At 35.7% G+C, this 19,450-nt stretch carries 20 protein-coding genes; 9 read left to right on the top strand and 11 right to left on the bottom strand.

Annotated elements, in window-relative coordinates; translation table 11 throughout:
* Positions 1-359: 359 nt before the first annotated feature.
* The 3 genes from hemA to ACN0U3_RS01840 are packed head-to-tail and all read left to right on the top strand — an operon-like array spanning position 360 to position 3,139.
* The gene (hemA, locus tag ACN0U3_RS01850; RefSeq protein WP_417264919.1) at positions 360-1,583 is read left to right on the top strand and encodes a glutamyl-tRNA reductase; all 1,224 of its coding nucleotides are present in this window, start codon (positions 360-362) and stop codon (positions 1,581-1,583) included.
* Positions 1,580-2,464 carry a hydroxymethylbilane synthase gene (gene hemC / locus ACN0U3_RS01845; protein WP_299202372.1) on the top strand — a complete coding sequence of 295 codons (885 nt, stop codon included), beginning with the start codon at positions 1,580-1,582 and terminating at the stop codon, positions 2,462-2,464. The genes hemA and hemC overlap by 4 nt, the downstream gene beginning before the upstream one ends.
* Before the next feature lie 3 nt (positions 2,465-2,467).
* Positions 2,468-3,139 carry a uroporphyrinogen-III synthase gene (locus ACN0U3_RS01840; protein ID WP_417264918.1) on the top strand — a complete coding sequence of 224 codons (672 nt, stop codon included), beginning with the start codon at positions 2,468-2,470 and terminating at the stop codon, positions 3,137-3,139.
* Here the strand turns inward: ACN0U3_RS01840 and ACN0U3_RS01835 are convergent.
* From ACN0U3_RS01835 to ACN0U3_RS01825, 3 genes are all read right to left on the bottom strand, one after another.
* Positions 3,126-4,019: a S66 peptidase family protein gene (locus ACN0U3_RS01835; RefSeq protein WP_417264917.1), complete on the bottom strand. Its 894-nt coding sequence runs from the start codon at positions 4,017-4,019 to the stop codon at positions 3,126-3,128. The two genes, ACN0U3_RS01840 and ACN0U3_RS01835, sit on opposite strands and share 14 nt — an antisense overlap.
* Positions 4,020-4,874, bottom strand: coding sequence for a ChaN family lipoprotein (locus ACN0U3_RS01830; protein ID WP_417264916.1), 855 nt, complete (start codon positions 4,872-4,874; stop codon positions 4,020-4,022).
* Positions 4,875-5,004: 130 nt separating this feature from the next.
* The gene (locus tag ACN0U3_RS01825) at positions 5,005-6,261 is read right to left on the bottom strand and encodes a hypothetical protein (protein WP_417264915.1); all 1,257 of its coding nucleotides are present in this window, start codon (positions 6,259-6,261) and stop codon (positions 5,005-5,007) included.
* 112 nt (positions 6,262-6,373) lie between these two features.
* Here ACN0U3_RS01825 and ACN0U3_RS01820 point away from each other — a divergent pair, with 112 nt between their 5' ends.
* The gene (locus ACN0U3_RS01820; protein ID WP_417264914.1) at positions 6,374-7,525 is read left to right on the top strand and encodes an ATP-binding protein; all 1,152 of its coding nucleotides are present in this window, start codon (positions 6,374-6,376) and stop codon (positions 7,523-7,525) included.
* Between the two features lie 8 nt (positions 7,526-7,533).
* Here the strand turns inward: ACN0U3_RS01820 and ACN0U3_RS01815 are convergent, their stop codons facing one another.
* Complete coding sequence (locus tag ACN0U3_RS01815; protein WP_417264913.1) at positions 7,534-7,920, bottom strand: hypothetical protein; 387 nt, start codon at positions 7,918-7,920, stop codon at positions 7,534-7,536.
* Positions 7,921-8,058: 138 nt separating this feature from the next.
* Between ACN0U3_RS01815 and ACN0U3_RS01810 the strand changes: the two genes are divergently transcribed.
* Both ACN0U3_RS01810 and ACN0U3_RS01805 read left to right on the top strand, forming a co-directional pair.
* A complete protein-coding gene (locus tag ACN0U3_RS01810; RefSeq protein ID WP_417264912.1) occupies positions 8,059-8,343 on the top strand; it encodes a hypothetical protein in 285 nt (94 codons plus the stop codon).
* A gap of 55 nt (positions 8,344-8,398) precedes the next feature.
* Entirely contained in the window at positions 8,399-9,253 is an 855-nt protein-coding gene (locus ACN0U3_RS01805; protein ID WP_417264911.1) for a hypothetical protein, read from the top strand.
* Positions 9,254-9,394: 141 nt separating this feature from the next.
* Here the strand turns inward: ACN0U3_RS01805 and ACN0U3_RS01800 are convergent, their stop codons facing one another.
* From ACN0U3_RS01800 to ACN0U3_RS01785, 4 genes are read right to left on the bottom strand one after another with little or no spacing between them, the layout of a single operon-like run.
* A complete protein-coding gene (locus ACN0U3_RS01800; RefSeq protein WP_417264910.1) occupies positions 9,395-9,805 on the bottom strand; it encodes a hypothetical protein in 411 nt (136 codons plus the stop codon).
* 9 nt (positions 9,806-9,814) lie between these two features.
* A complete protein-coding gene (locus ACN0U3_RS01795) occupies positions 9,815-11,047 on the bottom strand; it encodes a serine hydrolase domain-containing protein (RefSeq protein WP_417264909.1) in 1,233 nt (410 codons plus the stop codon).
* Positions 11,025-11,729, bottom strand: a complete 705-nt coding sequence (lipB, locus tag ACN0U3_RS01790) for a lipoyl(octanoyl) transferase LipB (RefSeq protein WP_417264908.1) — start codon at positions 11,727-11,729, stop codon at positions 11,025-11,027. The genes ACN0U3_RS01795 and lipB overlap by 23 nt, the downstream gene beginning before the upstream one ends.
* A 3-nt stretch (positions 11,730-11,732) precedes the next feature.
* The gene (locus tag ACN0U3_RS01785) at positions 11,733-12,719 is read right to left on the bottom strand and encodes a bifunctional phosphoglucose/phosphomannose isomerase (RefSeq protein ID WP_417264907.1); all 987 of its coding nucleotides are present in this window, start codon (positions 12,717-12,719) and stop codon (positions 11,733-11,735) included.
* A 331-nt stretch (positions 12,720-13,050) separates the two neighbouring features.
* On the opposite strand from ACN0U3_RS01785, the gene ACN0U3_RS01780 reads away from it, so the two are divergent.
* From ACN0U3_RS01780 to ACN0U3_RS01770, 3 genes are read left to right on the top strand one after another with little or no spacing between them, the layout of a single operon-like run.
* Positions 13,051-13,749, top strand: a complete 699-nt coding sequence (locus ACN0U3_RS01780; RefSeq protein ID WP_299202411.1) for a response regulator transcription factor — start codon at positions 13,051-13,053, stop codon at positions 13,747-13,749.
* 36 nt (positions 13,750-13,785) lie between these two features.
* Entirely contained in the window at positions 13,786-14,220 is a 435-nt protein-coding gene (locus tag ACN0U3_RS01775; protein WP_299202414.1) for a dCMP deaminase family protein, read from the top strand.
* A complete protein-coding gene (locus tag ACN0U3_RS01770) occupies positions 14,213-15,796 on the top strand; it encodes a S41 family peptidase (protein ID WP_417264906.1) in 1,584 nt (527 codons plus the stop codon). The genes ACN0U3_RS01775 and ACN0U3_RS01770 overlap by 8 nt, the downstream gene beginning before the upstream one ends.
* 53 nt (positions 15,797-15,849) lie before the next feature.
* On the opposite strand, the gene ACN0U3_RS01765 is transcribed toward ACN0U3_RS01770, so the two are convergent.
* The 3 genes from ACN0U3_RS01765 to ACN0U3_RS01755 form a co-directional block, all read right to left on the bottom strand.
* The gene (locus tag ACN0U3_RS01765) at positions 15,850-17,406 is read right to left on the bottom strand and encodes a sensor histidine kinase (RefSeq protein ID WP_417264905.1); all 1,557 of its coding nucleotides are present in this window, start codon (positions 17,404-17,406) and stop codon (positions 15,850-15,852) included.
* 140 nt (positions 17,407-17,546) lie between these two features.
* Positions 17,547-18,317, bottom strand: coding sequence for an amidohydrolase (locus ACN0U3_RS01760; protein WP_299202425.1), 771 nt, complete (start codon positions 18,315-18,317; stop codon positions 17,547-17,549).
* Complete coding sequence (locus tag ACN0U3_RS01755) at positions 18,305-19,444, bottom strand: methionine aminotransferase (protein WP_417264904.1); 1,140 nt, start codon at positions 19,442-19,444, stop codon at positions 18,305-18,307. The genes ACN0U3_RS01760 and ACN0U3_RS01755 overlap by 13 nt, the downstream gene beginning before the upstream one ends.
* Positions 19,445-19,450 lie beyond the last annotated feature (6 nt).

Genomic DNA, 19,450 nt, shown 5'->3' with positions numbered 1-19,450 from the left:
TTTATAAATAGCACTACAAAATCATAAAAGATTTCCATGAATGCAAAAATTTAACACTTTAACTGTGGTTTTTTATCTTCAGCTCTTGGATTCCTGACATCAATAAACTTTACGACTTCAACAGTCTTTAGAGACAGAGCGTTATTCACTGAGTATCTAAAAAGCTAAAACCTAAGGCGATAAATGTTGTAATGAGGATTGAAAAAGAAAATTGAAATCCCAATTCAGCCACATATATATTAAGACAAACCTGTCTTTTATTGTTTTGAAAGGTTCTAAATAAGAAACTATGACAATGCTATGACAATAAAACGCTATATATTCACGATATTTGCGGCCTAACAAGGGAAAATTAACAAGTGGAAGATATTCACATATTTGCATTTACACATCGACAACTCGAAGTCAATCAGATTGGGCTGTTGCATATTGCCCTTGACGATCAAAAACAGAAACTTACCGGGTTAAAAGACGAATTTCAAATTGATGAAATCATGTATGTTTCAACATGTAATCGTGTTGAATTTATTATCCGTAAGGACAAGGATATTCACCTCACTGAATTCAAAAAGTATCTGCAGTATTTATTCCCTCATTTTAACGCTGAACAGATCAAGTTATTCACTCAACATGTTGAACAATACAAAGGAATTGAGAGTGTTGAGCACATGATAAAAGTAACTTCATCTATTGACTCGATGGTTGTAGGTGAACGTGAAATCATTACGCAAATCAGAAAATCATTTGACGCATGCCGAGCGTATGGGATTACAGGTGATGCCATACGTTTAATGATACGTCACACGATAGAAACCGCAAAAAGGATTTATACGGAAACCAGTATTGCACAAAGTCCAGTTTCTGTAGTTTCATTAGCCTATCACACCCTCAGGCTGAAGGACATTCCATTAGATGCTCGTATTTTAATTATTGGAGCAGGAGTGACTAACACCAATATGAGTCGTTTTTTAAGAAAACATGGTTTTACCAACTTTGCGGTTTTTAACCGTACAAAAAGTAAAGCTGAGGTTTTGGCGACTCAATTAAAAGGAGAGGCTTATGCATTAAATGAATTGCCTTTATACAAAAAAGGATTCGACATTATCATTACCTGTACGGGTGCAGATACATCTATAATTGATAAGGCATTATATACACATCTACTTCAAGGAGATACAGATCCAAAAGTAGTAATTGATTTGGCTATACCTAGCGATTTAGACCCAGAGGTAGCCAAGCAATTTCCGATGGATAATATTTCCATTGAATATTTACAGAAAGTTTCTTCAAAGAATTTAGAAAAGCGTGCGCGAGAGATCATTCACGTTGAAGAGATTGTTGATGAGGCTGTTGAGCAATTCAAACTAATGGCCCATGAACGAAAGGTTGAAATTGCAATGCGCAGTGTACCTCAAACTGTGAAAGAAATTAAAGCAACTGCGTTTGAACACGTTTTTGCAAAAGAGATAGAAAATTTAGATGAAAATTCTAAGGAAACTGTAGAGAAAATCTTGGCTTATTTCGAGAAAAAATACATGAGTGTGCCTATGAAAATGGCCAAAGAAATATTACTTAAAAAATGAAGAAAATAATCATTGGTTCTCGCGGAAGCGACTTGGCTTTATGGCAAGCTAACTTCGTAAAAGACGAATTAGAAAAATTAGGTCATGCTGTTGAAATAAAAGTAATTTCTACGCAAGGGGATAGAATTCAACATTTGAGTTTTGACAAAATGGAGGGTAAAGGTTTTTTCACGAAAGAGCTTGAAAGTGAATTATTGAATAAATCTATTGACCTTGCTGTACACTCACACAAAGATTTAGAAACTACATCACCTCCAGGATTAACAATTACAGCTGTTTCGTATAGAGAGGACCCTTCAGAATTATTGTTGATTAGAAATGATTCTGTGGATAATGATGAAGTTTTCGGAATCAAAAAAAATCCAGTAATAGGAACCTCATCTGCAAGAAGAAAATCGCAATTAATCACTTTCCGCGATGATTTTGAAATCAAGGACTTAAGAGGGAATGTTCCAACTCGAATCAATAAACTACGTGAAGGTCAATACGATGCTATTGTTTTAGCCATGGCTGGAGTGAAAAGATTAGATTTAGATTTATCTGATTTAACGATCACCACCTTGGACCCCAAGATGTTTATTCCTGCACCTGCGCAAGGGGTTTTAGGATATCAAATTCGAGAAGATGACACAGTATTGGCTGAAATCTTACAAGCTTTGAATGACGAGGTTGTTCAAAGTAGAATTGAAATAGAAAGAAGTGTTTTGCGTAATCTCGATGGAGGTTGTCAACTGCCATTGGGTGTTTATTGCGATGAGGAAGAAACTGTACACGTTGCATTTGCTCAGGAATGGGAAGATGGAGCAGAATTTAGTACTTTTTCTGCGATAAACAATGAGGGTATTGTCGAGGAGATCCTCAATCACATTCAAAGCAAATAATTTATGCTGTTTATTTCCAAAAAGGTAACGGATAAAGATTTTTTATCATTCGTTAAAGATGCGGATATAAACATGATAGATCAGCCCATGATTTCGTTTGTGGCAGAACCATTTGATTGTCCAAAAGAAGAATATGAGGTCGTTTTTTTTACAAGTCCACGTTCAGCAGGTTTTTATTTAGATCAGTGTACAATTCCCAAATCAGTTGTTATTGCCACCATAGGAAGAGCAACCTCAGACTATGTAGAGTCGCGAGGTTACTCTGTTGATTTTACTGGAATAACCAGTGGGAACCCTGCTAAGGTAAGTGCTGATTTTTCTGTATTTGTGGCCGGAAGAAAGGTGCTATTTCCACAATCAAATTATTCTCATCAGTCTATGCAAAAGCGTTTGTACGAAGGGCAAATTACTGACTTAATCGTATACAAAACTGCTCTTACACCTGTAAAGCTAGACATTAAACCTTCTGTTTTGGTATTTACAAGTCCAACGAATTTGAATTCTTTTTTAAGCTTAAATACCATTGATGAGCACCAAAAAATCATTGCTTGGGGAAAAACAACAGAATCGTTTCTTCACAAGAACAATTTAAAAGCTGATTTCACTCTTGAATACTCATCATTTGGAGAGTTACAAGAAGTATTAGAAAAACACTTTTATACTAACAGTAAATAAGTTCTGCAGCAGTTTTATTAACCGTCAATCTTGCATTTTTTCCAAAAATCAAAGCCCTGTTATCATCTATATGACCCGCTGGAAAATCAAAAGCGATAGGAATGGAGTGATACGTAAAGTGTGATTTAATAATTGTTTGTAGGTCACTCCCAAAAGGAGGGTTTGTATCTTTCATTCCACTAAATCCACCAACGATAAGACCTCGAATCTGGTCGAAAACGCCAGCTTTACTAAGTTGGTATAAATCACGATCTACTGCATACAAATGTTCGCCTACATCTTCTATAAACAATAATTTGTTTTGGTAATCAGGCATGTGTTTAGTCCCTACCAATCCTGTTAGAACCGCAAGGTTGCCTCCAACAACATCTCCTTCAGTATCCCCTTCACAGTTTTGATGTTCTGTTTTCCATTCATAAGACAATTGACCAGACTCAATTCCTTCAAATAAGCTATTCAAAGCCTCTGGAGTATTGTTTTTAAAATTCAAAGGCATAGAAGCATGCAAAGAGCCCGAACCTAATCGCGCTAGGTGTTGATGAAAAACCGTGACATCAGAAAATCCAATAATCCATTTTGGCTCTTCCAAAAAATCAGCCCAATTGATTCTGTCTAGCACTTGAATACAACCATATCCACCGCGTGCACATAGAATTGCTTTGATTTGATCGTTATCTATGGCCCATTGTAAATCTTCCACACGTTCTTTAACTGTACCCGAAAAGTAATGGTATTGCCCTAAACAGTTTTTTGAAACAATGGTTTTGTACCCTCTACTCTCAATAATCTCAACTGCAAAATCAATAAATTCAGCTTCAATTCCTTTAGCTGGAGCTAGGATTGCAATCGTATCGCCTTTTTTTAAAAGTTGGGGAGTCATTTAATACGTTTTGGTCATTTCTTCATCTACAACAATAATAAAATCTGCTGAACCTTTGTATTCATCGTTGAGTCTTTTAACATTCTCTTGTTCAACTGTGGAAATGGTGGTGATTTTTAAATTTTCATCCTTTCTACTCAAATACCAATAAATTCCCTCAAAGTTTTTACTGTGATAGTCACCATTAAAATGAATAAACTGATTTCCGGTTTTCTTATAGTGTGCATAAATGAAATGCGCCATTGTAGCATCTTTAATAGCCTGAGCTTTAGGGAAGTTAGGATTAGAATGGTCACTCATCATATTCAACATTGATTTATATCCTGGAAGTTCAGGATCATAGGCTATGGGTAAAGGAGCCACTAAAGACTTCTCTTCATCACTTAATTCTAGCGCTAGAGGTTCTAATCCATTTCTATAAACAAAACTTGCATATTTCCGCGGAATATTGGTGGCAATAAAAGCGAGGTTATATTGTTTTGCGTAATCCACTAAAGGTTTATAATCTGTTTTATAATTTATCCATAAATCAGATGAATCAACAAATTCATCATGTGAAATAAGGCCATTTAAATAATCATTTAATTGTTTCTGATTATGAGATTCTAACATTTCTGCTCCAAGCGCTATCGTATCCTTACTGTGTAAATGTTGAGTTGCTTTTAACTGTAACCAGTGGGCCATTGGATTGTCGTGTAACTCTCCAAAAAGAACGACATCACAAGACTCTAAACCTTTTAAGAATCTATTTACACTGATCTTTTTACCTTTTTTATTATAAATTTGAAAAGGAGACGTATTTTGACCAACAGTGTATTGTGCAACTAAAAACAGAAGAATAAGAAGATATTTCATGAACCACGTTTTATTATAAAAATCAAAAATACGTAATTAAAATTAAGCTATCATTCAAACAGAGGGTAAAAAAAACACATAAAAAAGAGGGCTGTCATTGCTGGCAGCCCTCTTTTTTCGTGTATGTAGATTACTTATTGTATTTCTTCTTTAGTTTTTTAACATTCTCTTGAATTTTTTTCAAGTCTTCATCTAAACTCTTTTGTCCACTCGTGATTTTTTCTTGTGCTTTACGGGCTTTCTCCACATCGATTTTTCCTTTTTCGATTTGAGCATCTAGTTTTTCTTGAGACTTATTCAATTTAGCTCTTTGCTTTTCAATTTTCTCTTGTTGACTTACAAGTTTTGCTAGGCCTTGACTGTATTTTTCTTCAGCTTTTGCTGCTTTTTCAGCTTCCTTCGCTGCTTTTTCAGCCTCTTTGGTTGCTTTTTTAGCTTCTTTAGCGGCTTGTTTTTCAGCTTTAGCTTTCGCCTTTTCCTCTTTTGCTAAGGCCTTAGCTGCTTTAGCAGCTTCTTTCTCTGCAGCAGCTTTTTCTTTCGCTATAGCAGCTTGTTCCTTCGCTTTTGCTTTGGCTTCTTTCTCTGCTTTCTTGGCATCTTTTTCTGCTGCTTTCTTAGCTGCTTCACTTGCTTTTTCAGCTTGCTCAGCCGCTTGTTTAGCTTCTAAATCAGCGATTTGTTGTTCACGTTGTTTAGCTTGTTCTTCACGCGCTTTGATTTCAGCTTCTGAACTTGAAATCTTTTCTTCCATTTTTTCAGCTTCGGCTGCTGTTTCTGCTGCTTCAGCTTTTTTCTTTGCTGCAGCTGCTTCTAGTTCTTTAGCTTTTTCAGCCTCAGCTTTTGCTGCTTCAGTATATTCCCCTGCTTTTGCTGCGGCTTTTTCTGCTTCCAATTTTGAAGCTTCTGCCGCTTCCTTCGCTTTAGCTTCCTTATCTTCTAATTTTGCAATTTCTTCCGTGCTTTTTTCTTCAATTTTATTAATCCCTGTAGAGACCTCAGTAGTTACGACCCCTGTTCCTTTGGTCAATGAAAACTTATATTCACTTCCGTTTTTAAGGATTAATCCTGAAAGGATTTGTGTTTGATAACCTTCTTTTTTTAATTGTAAATCAACAGCTCCAACAGTATAATTATCTACTTTGATCACTGCTTTCCCTTTACTATCACTCATAGATTCAGAAACAATTTTCCCATCTTTAATGATTGAAGCTGATACTCCATCTAAAGGTTGTCCAAGGTAATTCACCATCACTGTGATGGTTACAGTCGTCGCTTCTTGAGACACAAACCCTGAAGTATGTAGCTCATTTACAGAGGCATACGTAAGAGGCGATATTAAAGCTCCAAAAGTTAAAGAAGCAATAATGGCTATGTTTTTATTTTTCATAATTAAAGTTGAATTGTGTTTTTAGTTCTAATGATTAGCTAAAATACATATTTCCAAGCACAATGTAAACAAGTTAAGCAAGTATTCGCATAAGCTTTCTATCTATTTTTGAATGAATCCACCGATAAATATTTATCTTTATCCAATGCTTTTCAAAGATGTAATAGGACATAGTGACCTTAAACAAAAGTTTATCAGTGATGTTAGAGATAACCAGGTTTCTCATGCGCATTTGTTTTTAGGTAATGTGGGTTATGGAGGACTTCCATTAACGTTGGCATTTGTACAGTACTTAATGTGTGAGGATAAAAAAGCCAGCGATAGTTGCGGAGTTTGTAGCGCTTGTAATAAAGTACAGAAGTTAGAGCACCCCGATGTTCATTTTTCATTCCCTACGGTACAAACCAACTCAAAAACATCGGATCCACAATTTGCTCTATGGAAGTCACTCGTTTTGGAAAACCCTTATATAAGTTTAAATGAGTGGATTAATCAATCTGATGATAAAGGAAGAAAACCAATAATTTCTGTTCATCAGAGTGAGGAAATCATCAAAAAACTGACTTTAAAATCTTTTGAAGGAGGATATAAAGTAAGTGTTATATGGTTGGCCGAAGAAATGAATGCGGCATGCGCCAATAAACTTTTAAAAATCATAGAAGAGCCACCAAAAGACACAGTCTTTATATTGATTGTAGAATCGGAAGAAAATATGCTTCCTACTATTTTAAGCCGAACACAAATCACCAAGATTAAACAACTCAACAATGATGAGTTAAGTCAGTTTTTACAAAGCAAAAAAAACGTTAGTCAAGACTTGATTCGAAGTATAGTTTCGAGAACAGAAGGTGACCTTTCTTTGGCTTTAGAACTATTGAATGCTGGAGATAATGTTAATTCGAACTTCAGTCGTTTTGTTGAATTGATGAGGGTATGCTACAAGAAAGAAGTTTTACCTATGTTTAATTGGGCAGATGCCATGTCAAAATTAGGTCGTGAAGAACAGAAGCATTTTTTAAAGTATGCCCTTTACATGGTAAGACAAAGTTTAATGAAAAACTATACAGAAGGCCAGTTAATGGGAACTTCTTCTGATGAGGCAGAGTTCTTGGCTAAGTTTGCACGGTTTATCACTGGGAATAATGTATTAGAATTTAATCAATTATTCAATGACGCGCATTATAATGTGGAACGCAATGCCCACAGTAAATTACTGTTTACAAATATTACTTTTGAAGTGATGCGTTATATACACAGGGCGTAAATCGATTTCTATTGATTTAATAGCCATTCTATGGCTTCCTCTCGGCTTTTAAAGAATGAGATTGGAGCTGGCATTTTATTCAATCGGTCCGCTGCTTTTGCAGCTAATCTTTGAGAGAAGCTTGAAATCACGAAAGCATTGGCTTTCACATTGTTCATCCTATTCGCTGATAAGATATACTTGATTGTTTCTGGGGTTGGAACCACAAATTCATCTTCGGAAGTAGAAAGCACAAGTGCTTTATCATCTTCCATTAAGGTCAGTCTAATCTTATTAATTTCCACAGCCTGTTCCAACGAAATTGGTACCGTAGACAAAACATGAATATTAAAAATACCATTATCATAAACGACAATATCAGCATACCCTAAAGTTTTCCGTTTAATTACCTTCATGAATCATAGTTGTTTTTATTGGTTAGATATTTGACCTCTAATATATTAAAATAAATTCACAATAGTTTTTATGTTCCTTGAAATCAATATACTTTTTTAATTCCTATATTTGTTAAGAAATTTAAATATAACTAGATTATGACTGATACAGATACATCAATTTGGGGGAGATTATTAGGAAAAGATTTGGAAAATAATCGCTTCGGAATCATTAGCGTTATTGTAATTTTTGTAGGTTGTTTGGGAGGTTTAACAGTGGGTGTAGGTGCTATTCATCATACTTGGCAATTGTTTTTAATTGTTTTCTCAACAATGGCTACACTTTCATTTCTTATTGCTGTAGCTCCCGTTAAGCAAATACTCAACCTTGCAGCAATCAGCGTTATTATAGATGTGATCATTCTGATCATCAACGCATTTTAAAAGCATTCCATCGAAAAGGTATGATGGTCATACCTTTTTTCATTTTTCAAGTGGTATGAGAGTATATTCATTTCTTTTTTTTCTAATCATCTTTGGATGTGTTCATCCATCACTGGCCCAACGAAAAAGTAAGTTGAATACCAATGGTCAAGGAACTCTATTTGCTCAAATTGGATACAATAGAAGTGCATACACTACCTCAGACGTCGCTTTTCAAGGAAACAGTTATAATTTCACTTTACGTGAAACAGCCCTAAAAGACAATGAGGAATCAGATGGAATGGGTCAGTTTTTCTCTAGTTCTTCACCACAAATCAGTATCAAACTAGGTTATTTTATCAAGCCTAAATGGGCATTAACGCTAAGTTTTGATCGGTATAATACCTTCTTTGAAAATCATCAAGAAGTGATACTTGATGGAACAATTGCACCAGGCTCACATTCAGATTATTCTGGAAGTTACAATGAATCTATAAACCTTACAAGAAATCAATTCAACATCGCTCAAAGCAGAGGGGTTAATTATTTTGCGCTGGGTGTACAACGCAATGATATGCTCTATAAGTCTAGAAAAGCTGAGTTTGCATTTCACACGGTTTATGGTGTTAAGCTAGGAGGTTTATTCACACAATTAGACTACACATTTGATGACTATACCACGCAAAATATCAGCTCTTTAAGTGGATTCGGAGCAAGTGCAGAGCTTGGAATTCGTTTTGAATTCATTCAACATATTTTTTTACAATTAGGTTTAAGTGGTGGAGTTTTAAATCAAAGCAATCTCAAACTAACCAGCAATGGCTCAGCAACAGGAAAACAAGTTGTAGCTTACATTTCACCCTCCATTAACTTAGGCTTCTCTTTCTTTGTTCGTCCAAAAAACAATTGTGGAACATGTCCGCAATGGTAGTTTCGACAAATCGACTTTACCATTAGGAAGAGGTCAAAACAGTGAGTTTTGAAAGTGTTGAGTAGAAGCTAAATCACTTAACCCATTTCAAAACTATAAATTAGCAGTCTTTTTATCAGCTTTTTTACACTCATTACCGCTCTAATCCACCAACACAGCTTTCGAGTTCAAAGTAGGAATAAATTTGAAGTTCTCTTCTTTTAATAAATCAGATTTAACAATGAATTTCTTGTCGTACATTTTATTTCCGATCCAAAAACACACCCAATATTCATTTGTTAATGCCATCACATCTTCCATAATTGGCTCCACCTTCAGTGCTGAATAAGGTATTAATCCACTCATTTTTCTTCTTAAAGTAGTGGTTTCAATTTTTTCTCCAGTATCTTTTGATGTTGTATATCCTTTAGAAGTGATTAAAATTTGTTCCAATACGTCCTCACTTTCATTAAGTAAATATACGTCATATACATTTACATTATCTTCTCCTAACTCCTGTACTACGGCAATAAAAACGTTTTCAACTTTTGGACCTTGTAATTCTTTCTTCATCTTCTTGTATCAATTATCTTTCTCTAAAACATATTCTAGCGCTGAAAAATAGTCAAAAAGATCTAAGGGATGATGCTCTTTGTATCCATTTTCAAGGACAAAATTAACATCCTTTTTTTTCTTTCGAGGAATAAAGTACTTCTCTTTTCTTTGGTGGCCTGTGCGAACTATTACAACATTCAAGGAGGGAATAACTACAATATATTGACCCAATATCCCCCTGGCATACACCGCAGGATGTACAGGATGATTGTAGCGCCAAAAATGCAACCCATAATGCGCTTCTTTTAAATCAAAAGGAGACAACAAAGTATTTAAGGTTTCACTTGAAATCACCTCTTCCCCATTCCACTTTCCATTATTCAAGATTAACTGACCAATTCTTGCATAATCTCTTGTTGTGGCATAGGCACAACAAAAGGTCTTTTCAAAGCCATCTTCACGGTCTAAACTCCAAAATAAATCGTGTTCTGCTCCAATTTTAGACCAAACATGCTGTTCGAAATACTCTGTAGGAGACACTCCTGTTGCTTCTTTTAAGATTATACCTAACAATTGACTATTTCCACTGAGGTATTCAAATGCCAAGCCTGGTTTTTTATTGAACCTACTCTTTTTCATGATTTCATTTAAATCTGAAGAGTAATAGGCTTCGGCGTTATCTGACAGTGGGTTACTTCCACTTTCTGACCAGTTCAGACCACTAGACATCCCCAATAAATGTCGGATCGTTATTCCTTCGTCATTCGGGATTCTAAATGGGAGATAGTCGGTTATTGGGGCATCAAAGCTACTGATTTCATGATTGTCAATTGCGATTCCTATCAACAAACCAATAAAACTTTTACCCATGGAAAAAGAATTGCTTTTGGTGTGTTCATTATGTTGATCATAGTAAGATTCATGAATAATTTCTCCATTCTTCACAATTAAGAAAGAAGTTGTTTTCAAAGCAATCAGTTGCTCTTTCGAAGACTCATTAATATTCAAAAGAGGGCTTTTTACCTTCCACTTTTCGGTTGGATTAGCGTGATTCGCCACTCGAACAGGAAAAACAATTGAATCATAGATTCCAGGCCCGGATTTTCCCTTAAGATAAGTTTCTTGAATTCCTTTATAGAGATAGGTTTTTCCAGTAATAAAAATAGTCAGGTTGACAAAAACAAAAAGCAATAGTAAGACCAAAAGGAAACGTGAAAGTCTTCTTTTAAAACTCTTTTTATTCTTTGGTGTATTTTGCATTAAAAATCGCAGCAATATGTTTTTGGAGTTTCTTCTTTACCTCTTCCATTTCTACAGGACGACCCAACTCCTTTTCAAGGGAAGTTACGCTTTTATCCTCAATTCCACAAGGAACAATGTAATTAAAGTAGTTCATGTCGGTATTGATATTAAACCCAATACCATGCATGGTCACCCATCGTGATGACTTTACTCCCATTGCACAGATTTTTCTTTCGGTACTTTTTCCTCCATCTAACCATACTCCAGTAAATCCTTCTACCCGACCACCTGTAATTCCGTATTCCTCCAAGGTCAAAATCACGGCTTCTTCGAGCGAACGCATGTATTTATGAATGTCGGTAAAAAAATAGGACTCTAAATCAAAAATGGGATACATCACTAACTGACCAGGACCATGATAAGTAATATCTCCACCTCTATTGATTTTATAATACGTAGCATTGATTTCTTCGAGCCGTTCTTCGGTCAACAACAAATGAGATTTATCACCACTTTTTCCTAGGGTATAAACATGCGGGTGTTCGCAAAACAATAAATAATTTTTGGTTAACTCCTTTGTTTCGTTCTTACGAATAGCGATTTTCAAATCGACATTCGCTTTAAATAGTTTTTCTTGATAATCCCAAGCCTCTTTATAGTCAATAAGCCCTAAATCTTCAAGCAATACTTTTGCCGTCATGTTTTACGCTTTATTCAAAGAATCTTTAAGGTAGTCAATTACCCTAACTTCAACTGCATCTTTTTCATTTAAGTCGGCCAAGAACAACGAAGCCCAATCAATGATATGAATAAAGTAACAAGACTCTTCAATAATAGAGTTTCCCTTTCCATTGATCATCAGAACATTTTCCGTTCTACCACCGATAATTTCTTCGCTTAGTTCTGTCCGTTTTATATTCCTATCTGAAAGGAACTGCGAAACAAAAAACACTGCTGCAAAATCATTATTTCCACCTGCCCAGCCCACAAGTTCGTTATGGTTCATTTCAGGAATAACATGATGCCAACAAAGTTGTTTACTGTTTTCATTGATTTGTTGACGTGCTCTTATGGCAACAAACTCTAAATCTGAATCCGCATAAAAAACACATTGCTTTTTAAAAAGGTGTTGTGCTAGTTTTTTAGCTTCGTCTTTAATGGAAATCAATTCTGCATTCAACAAGTGTCGACATTTAGCGATAGATTCTAATGCGTTATTATCAATAATTCCAGCAACAGAAAGAATATTAATGAGTTGAACTGCGGAGAAAGCCAGCATGCTTCTAGGTGGATTTCCACCAGGAAGTCTGATGTAATCGTAATTATTAAGCTTACAGAACTGAATTAGGTCTCCTCCAGAACTTACACAAACAATAGTTGCTCCTTTCTCATGGGCAGAATTTACCGCCGCTAAAGTTTCTTCAGTATTTCCTGAATAAGAAGATCCAATAACCAAAGTGTTTTCATTCACAAAAGCCGGAATAGAATAGTTTTGGTTGAGCACAATAGGAAGTTTTGCCTGATCTGCGAACAACTGAGAAACCATTTTCCCACCGATTCCAGAACCGCCCATTCCACAAATAACAACGTTGTTAAATGTTTTATTTTTATTAAAATTAAAAGTGCTTTTAGTCGCTATTTCAATAGCGTCAGCAATCTGTTTAGGAAATTGAGCAACCAGTTTATCCATTAATATATCTTGTTTATAACTGAAAACGCTAAATCAAAATCTTGTATTGCAATTATTCAGCGCTATAATTGTGTAAAATAAACGAAAAAAAGAGGAATATAGTTACATGTAGCCATATTAATTTTAATTAATCCACTCTTTGCAGTTAACTTTGGTTAAAAACATTGTATTATCACTCTGTTTTACATAAGAATAGTTTAATTCATTTGTATTTTTGCATTCCTTACGAACAAAAAACTGCATTCATTTTAATCTTAGTAATTTTGATTTTGATAATTTCACGCATTATTAATGATTTTTACATCACATACTGAATGACTTTTAATTAAATATGGCAAATACTTCTAAAAAAATATTACTCATTGAAGACGAAAAAAGTTTAAGTAAAGTCGTAGAGCTCAACTTGAAACTTGAAGGATTTGAAGTGGTATGTATTTCCAACGGACGAACAGCTATAGAGCATGCAGACAAAGTGGGTGAATATGACTTAGTGATTCTTGATGTTATGTTACCAGAAGTGAGTGGTTGGGATATTTGTTCGATGTACAAAAGCGTTACCGACACTCCTATTTTATTTGTTTCCGCTAAAGGAACTTCTTCTGATAAGATTAAAGGGTTAAAACTAGGTGCAGATGATTTTCTTGCTAAACCATTCGATCTTGAAGAACTTTTGTTACGTGTTCAAGTATTGATTTTAAGGCATCAGAAAAAAGGCGTTAAAAACGAACAGTTGATGATTGGCGATTTTGATGTGAATATTTTGACTTATGAGGTGAAAAAGAATGAGCAAATCATCACCGAGCTTTCAAAAAGAGAAATTCAATTGCTTCAACTCTTTAACGAACACGAAGGAGAGGTCGTTTCACGTGATTTTATACTCGATCAAGTTTGGGGAAAAGATGCTTATCCAACAACAAGAACTATAGATAATTATATTCTTTCTTTTAGAAAGTTGTTTGAGAAAGACCCTAAAAACCCCGAATACTTTCATAGTGTGAGAGGAGTTGGGTACAAGTTTACCAATTCATAAAAGAAATTATATTCTCAACAATTCAATACATTTAAAATGAGCAAAGCAAAGCAACTCCGATATGACAAAGCCTACTTACGAATGGCAAAAACTTGGGCCAAATTATCTCATTGTAGTCGTAAACAAGTAGGAGCTTTAATTGTTAAAGATGATATGATCATCTCTGATGGTTACAACGGAACGCCTTCTGGATTTGATAATTGTTGTGAGGATGAAAATGGCGCGACACATTGGTACGTACTTCACGCAGAAGCAAATGCCATTTTAAAAGTTGCAAAATCTACGAACAATGCAAAAGGCGCTACATTGTACCTTACGATGTCACCATGTAAAGACTGTAGTAAACTGATTTTACAAGCAGGGATAACGCGTGTAGTTTATATGGATCATTACAAAGATGATTCTGGAGTACACTTTTTAAAAACGGCTGGAATAAACATCGAGCAATTAAACGATATAGAGAATGAATAGCTCAAACAAAGCACTTTTCCCTCTGATAGGGAGTTTATTAATTGTCATTGGATTACTTCTAGGAATAAGTTTGTCTGGTGAGAAAAAAAGTCATTCGACATTAGAAGGTCAATACGAAAAAAAGCTGACTGATATTATCGAAGTTTTAGACAAAGAATACGTTGATACTATAGATAAAAAAGCTTTGTTTGAAAAGACCATAACAGATTTGCTTCATGGCTTAGATCCTCATTCAAATTATATCGCCGCAGAAGATTTAGTAGCGATGAGCGAAAATATTCAGGGGAAATTTGGTGGGGTTGGAATTCGTTTTACAATTTACGACGACACACTGAGTGTGGTTAATGTGATCGATCGTTCACCAGCATACAGAGTTGGGATTCAAAAATTTGATCAAATCATTAATGTGGATGGAGAAGCTATTGCCAATGTTGGATTGTCTAATGAACATGTTAGAGAACTCCTCAAAGGTGAAGAAGGAACTCCGGTAAGAGTCACTATTCTTCGTAACGGAGAACAAATTCAAAAAGAAATTATTCGAGGAGCCGTTCCTATTGAATCCATTAGCGCTTCCTACATGCTTACCAATGAAATTGGTTATATTCGTTTGAGTCAATTCAGCATGCAATCTGCTAACGAATTTTATGCTGCTGCAATTGGTTTGCAGTCACAAGGAATGAAAAAACTTGTCTTTGATCTGCGTTATAACGGAGGTGGTGTATTGGGTAGTGCTGTATCTATCCTTGATGCGATTTTAGAGGCTGGTACTCCAATTGTTTCTACAAAAGGGAAGAACAGTCCGGAACGTGTAATTTACTCCGAAAACGCCCCGTTCCTAGGTGATGTTGATATTGCTGTATTAATTAACAGTAGTTCTGCTTCTGCAAGTGAAATTGTGGCCGGAGCGCTTCAAGATAACGATAGAGGAACAATCATAGGCCGTCGTTCTTTTGGGAAAGGATTGGTACAACAAGACATTCAACTAAAAGATGGAAGCAATCTAAGGCTGACTGTATCGCGTTATTATACACCTACAGGAAGAAGTATACAAAAGCCTTACAATGAAAACTACGAAGATTACATGATGGATGAATTAAACCGTTATGAAAACGGAGAGTTGTACCACTTAGACAGCACACTTTTGGTAGACTCATTAAAGTATACTACGCCAAAAGGAAAAATCGTGTATGGCGGAGGTGGAATTATGCCAGATATTTTTGTTCCACTAGACACAACAGGAAGTTCAGTGTATTATAGAAGGCTACAATATGCAAATGTTTTCAACGAGTTCTCTTATCATTATGTAAGGAAAAACAAACTGAATCAATATCCGAATGTCCAGGCTTTTGATCGCGAGTTTCGCATTACCAACAAAATCCTAAATGACTTTAAATCTTATGCTTCAAACAAGCACAGCATTACATTTAATGAAAAAGAATATTTGGCATCGCTTGATCGCATAAAAACCAGTATAAAAGCCGAAATTGCTCGTCAGAAATGGTTAGAAATGGGAGCTTTTTACATTTTCAATCAGACAGACAAAGAGGTAAATGTGGCTATTGAAGCACTGCAGTAGAAAAGGGTTTGCAATACGCTTCTTTTTACATCTTTAACTTATGTCCTTGGAGGTTATGATGATAAAATAATTCTGAACGTTGTTCCTTTGCCCACTTCAGAAGAAAGTATTCTCAATCTACCATTGTGGTATTCGTGAATAATTCGTTTGGCGAGAGGCAAACCTAATCCCCATCCTCTTTTTTTAGTGGTAAACCCAGGACTAAAAACATTGCGTTGTTGAGCGGGCGTCATTCCTTTTCCATTGTCTGAAATATCGATGTTCACTTGACCATTGTTGCGGAAGATTTTGACTTCTATTTTTCCTTCTCCTTCCATGGCATCGATTGCGTTTTTGGTGATATTTTCGATTACCCATTCAAAGAGTGGAGCATTATGTGCAATAATGATTTCCTCATCTGATGAAGAAAAATCTAGGCTTACTTTCTTCGGAAAACGAGTGCGTAAATACTCAACAAAATGGCGTGTAGTTTCAACAATATCAGCATCACTGAGTTGCGTATCTGCCCCAATTTTGGAAAAGCGATCTGTCACCTGTGTTAAACGTTCAACATCCTTATTCATCTCTTTTGCGATGTCCTTCGTGTTTTCCATACCATCTAACAACTGAACCCAAGCCATTAAAGATGAGATTGGTGTTCCAAGTTGGTGGGCTGTTTCTTTGGCCATTCCAGCCCATACTTTATTTTGTTCTGCTTTTCTAAAGGTGCTAAAGATGATATAACCAATTAAAATAAACAAGCCAATAATGATGAATTGGATGTAAGGAAAATACTGCAATTGAACCAATTCTGGACTCGTTGCATAATACACATAATTGACTTCTGTTTCTGAAAATTTTATTTCTATAGGTGCATTGGCGTTGGATAATTCCAATAGGCTTTCTGCAAGCGTTAAACTATCAACATCGTGCGTAAGTAGGTTAGACACAATCACCTTTTGCATTGAACTATCTGTAAGCACTACAGGTACCAACTCAGCATTTTCAATCAACTCTTTATTGAATGCTTGAATGAGGGAGTCCCTTTCCTTTTCTAAACGTAAAATACTGCGGGAATCATTATAAAAATAAGACATAAATAAATCATCATAAACCTCAACGGTAAAAGATGGATTGATTTTTTCCCAACTATAGGCCAATTTAATGAGTGAATCTGAAAAGATTTGATTGATTTCCTCCGTGCTTTTTGTTGGAAAACTTTGGTGTAAATCTTCTTTTTCAAACTCTAGATTAATGAAGGTAGAAACATTGTCGTCTTGGTCTAAGACAATCACAGGAATATCATCGTTTTTATTGATTATTTTTAAAGGAAAATCGTAGGACTGCTGGGCATCTAGAGATGTTTTACGTGAAATTTCTTTCGTTGCGTCAATCCATAACTGCATTTCATTGAGTTCTTTTTTACGCAATTCTTCAAAAGAATTATTGGTCAATCGAACCAATTCTGCTCGTTTTTTTATGGCGTCTGCCCATTGTGTCACCCTTTCTCGTTCTCTTTTGGCTACTTCGTTTACAATCTTACTCGAAACATACAATGAAGCTCCAACCAATAAGATTGCAATAAATAGCAAGGCAATTTTCCACTTTTGTTTGTTTGAATAAAGTTTCATTTATATGTTTTCTACTTTTATAACGTAGTAAAATTGATTATCATGTTTAAGAAAGAAATATTTTTATAAGACCTGCCCCCTCCAAAGGGGGTGGATTTTTCCAAACTATCGCATTTTTTTCATCTCGAAACGCTTGTTCTTTATCTATCTTTCAAAAAAGGCATCACTTTCCTCACTTCTTTTAAGGTTTCCGTCTCTAACTCTTCATTCACTACATGCTCATCATGTGCTACTGCCGCCACCACCATTCCTGAAGGTGAAATGATACACGAATCTCCAGAGTAATAAAGGCCTTTTTCTCCCTCTCCCACTCTATTTACACCAATCACATAAGCTTGGTTTTCGATGGCTCTGGCTTGCAACAAAGTTCTCCAGTGTAAACTGCGTTTTTCGGGCCAATTGGCTACATTGATGAGTAAATCGTACTCATAAACATCATTTTTGACTGAATTTCGTGCAATTTCTGGAAAACGAAGGTCGTAACAGACTTGTAGGAAAATCTTCCATCCTTTGTATTCTAAAATAGTATTTTCTGTTCCTGGAGTAAATGTTTTTTCTTCGTTGGCCAATCCAAATAACTTGCGTTTGTTGTACTGATGAATTGTGCCATCAGCTTGAACAAAAACCATTCGATTGTTAAATATTTCGTCTTCTTTTATAATTAATGAAGCCACCATAGCGCAATTGTATTTAACAGCCATCTTCTTTAGCCAAGCTATGCTTTCTCCCTCCATTGTTTCGGCCATTGCTGCAGCATTCATACTAAAAGCTGTTTGAAACATTTCAGGAAAAACAACGATATCTGTTGGCAATTGCACCTCCTCCATCATGGACTCATAATGTGCTAAGTTGGTTTTTTTGTCCTCCCAAACTTGGTCACACTGTATTAAACTCACCTTTAAATCTTGCATAGTTTTTCTGTTGCTTTAATAATCGTTTCTTCATCCTTTGCAAAACAAAAACGAATCAAATGATCGTCGTGCTGATCCTTATTAAATCCGGAAACAGGAATAACTGCTACTCCATGTTTTTGTGTCATCTCTTTTGCAAAGTCCATATCTCCTAAGTTACTAATTTCGTTGTAACGCGCCACTTGAAAATAGGTACCTTGACAATCTAAAAGCTCAAAACGGCTATTTTTCATCAATCCACGAAAGAAATCACGCTTTTTTTGATAAAAACGACCTAAATCGGACAAATCTGCCTGCGGTAAATAATTGGCCAAAGTTCTTTGAGCGGTACTATTTACACTAAAAACAATGTACTGATGAATTTTCTTTACCTCATCCATCAAGTATTTTGGAGCAACAAGGTATCCGATTTTCCAACCTGTAACGTGAAAGGTTTTCCCAAAAGAAGAAACAATAAAAGTTCTATCTCTAATGGTTTCACGTGAATTGATGGATATGTGTTTTTGCTCAAAATGAATGAATTCATAGACCTCATCAGAAAGTAAAAACAAATGTGGATGACGAAGCATTATTTGCTCAATGGCATGAATATCTTCTTCTGAAAAAACTGTTCCTCCAGGGTTATGTGGGTTATTAACAATCAGCAGTTTCGTGTCTTTAGAAATGGCGTCTTCCACCTTACTCCAATCGACTGAAAAATCGGGATTCATATTGATGTGGATTGGTGTACCTCCAGCCAGCTCGACAGAAGGTGCATAGCTGTCATAGGAAGGGTCTAAAACAATGGCTTCATCTCCTCGATGGATAACAGCTTGAATTGCGGTAAAGATCGCTTGAGTAGCTCCTGCGGTAACCAACACCTCTTCTTCAGGATGAATATCTCTTCCGTAATGTGTTAAAACCTTCTGACTAATTTCTACCAGCAATCGATGAGAACCAGGCATAGGCATGTATTGATGATAATTTCCTTTGATGACTTCCTCATAATTCTCCACCAATTCAGGTGCAACAGGAAAGTTGGGGAATCCTTGTGATAAATTGATGGCTTTGTATTGTGTGGCCATTTTTGACATCACACTGAATATGCTTGTCCCAACATGGGGAAGTTTTGATTTGATTTCACTCATTTATTA

This window comes from Brumimicrobium sp. (genome assembly GCF_048268645.1).
GTDB lineage: Bacteria > Bacteroidota > Bacteroidia > Flavobacteriales_D > Crocinitomicaceae > Brumimicrobium > Brumimicrobium ulvae.
This window is presented reverse-complemented; position numbering and strand designations above follow the sequence as displayed.

Coding starts and splice junctions, on each gene's coding strand:
- ACN0U3_RS01810 (WP_417264912.1), top strand. CDS start 8,059: ATGACTGATACAGATACATCAATTTGGGGGAGATTATTAGGAAAAGAT.
- ACN0U3_RS01770 (WP_417264906.1), top strand. CDS start 14,213: ATGAATAGCTCAAACAAAGCACTTTTCCCTCTGATAGGGAGTTTATTA.
- ACN0U3_RS01815 (WP_417264913.1), bottom strand. CDS start 7,920: ATGAAGGTAATTAAACGGAAAACTTTAGGGTATGCTGATATTGTCGTT.
- ACN0U3_RS01830 (WP_417264916.1), bottom strand. CDS start 4,874: ATGAAATATCTTCTTATTCTTCTGTTTTTAGTTGCACAATACACTGTT.
- ACN0U3_RS01775 (WP_299202414.1), top strand. CDS start 13,786: ATGAGCAAAGCAAAGCAACTCCGATATGACAAAGCCTACTTACGAATG.
- ACN0U3_RS01825 (WP_417264915.1), bottom strand. CDS start 6,261: ATGAAAAATAAAAACATAGCCATTATTGCTTCTTTAACTTTTGGAGCT.
- ACN0U3_RS01780 (WP_299202411.1), top strand. CDS start 13,051: ATGGCAAATACTTCTAAAAAAATATTACTCATTGAAGACGAAAAAAGT.
- ACN0U3_RS01840 (WP_417264918.1), top strand. CDS start 2,468: ATGCTGTTTATTTCCAAAAAGGTAACGGATAAAGATTTTTTATCATTC.
- ACN0U3_RS01765 (WP_417264905.1), bottom strand. CDS start 17,406: ATGAAACTTTATTCAAACAAACAAAAGTGGAAAATTGCCTTGCTATTT.
- hemC (WP_299202372.1), top strand. CDS start 1,580: ATGAAGAAAATAATCATTGGTTCTCGCGGAAGCGACTTGGCTTTATGG.
- ACN0U3_RS01800 (WP_417264910.1), bottom strand. CDS start 9,805: ATGAAGAAAGAATTACAAGGTCCAAAAGTTGAAAACGTTTTTATTGCC.
- ACN0U3_RS01835 (WP_417264917.1), bottom strand. CDS start 4,019: ATGACTCCCCAACTTTTAAAAAAAGGCGATACGATTGCAATCCTAGCT.
- ACN0U3_RS01785 (WP_417264907.1), bottom strand. CDS start 12,719: ATGGATAAACTGGTTGCTCAATTTCCTAAACAGATTGCTGACGCTATT.
- ACN0U3_RS01755 (WP_417264904.1), bottom strand. CDS start 19,444: ATGAGTGAAATCAAATCAAAACTTCCCCATGTTGGGACAAGCATATTC.
- ACN0U3_RS01760 (WP_299202425.1), bottom strand. CDS start 18,317: ATGCAAGATTTAAAGGTGAGTTTAATACAGTGTGACCAAGTTTGGGAG.
- ACN0U3_RS01820 (WP_417264914.1), top strand. CDS start 6,374: ATGAATCCACCGATAAATATTTATCTTTATCCAATGCTTTTCAAAGAT.
- lipB (WP_417264908.1), bottom strand. CDS start 11,729: ATGACGGCAAAAGTATTGCTTGAAGATTTAGGGCTTATTGACTATAAA.
- ACN0U3_RS01795 (WP_417264909.1), bottom strand. CDS start 11,047: ATGCAAAATACACCAAAGAATAAAAAGAGTTTTAAAAGAAGACTTTCA.
- ACN0U3_RS01805 (WP_417264911.1), top strand. CDS start 8,399: ATGAGAGTATATTCATTTCTTTTTTTTCTAATCATCTTTGGATGTGTT.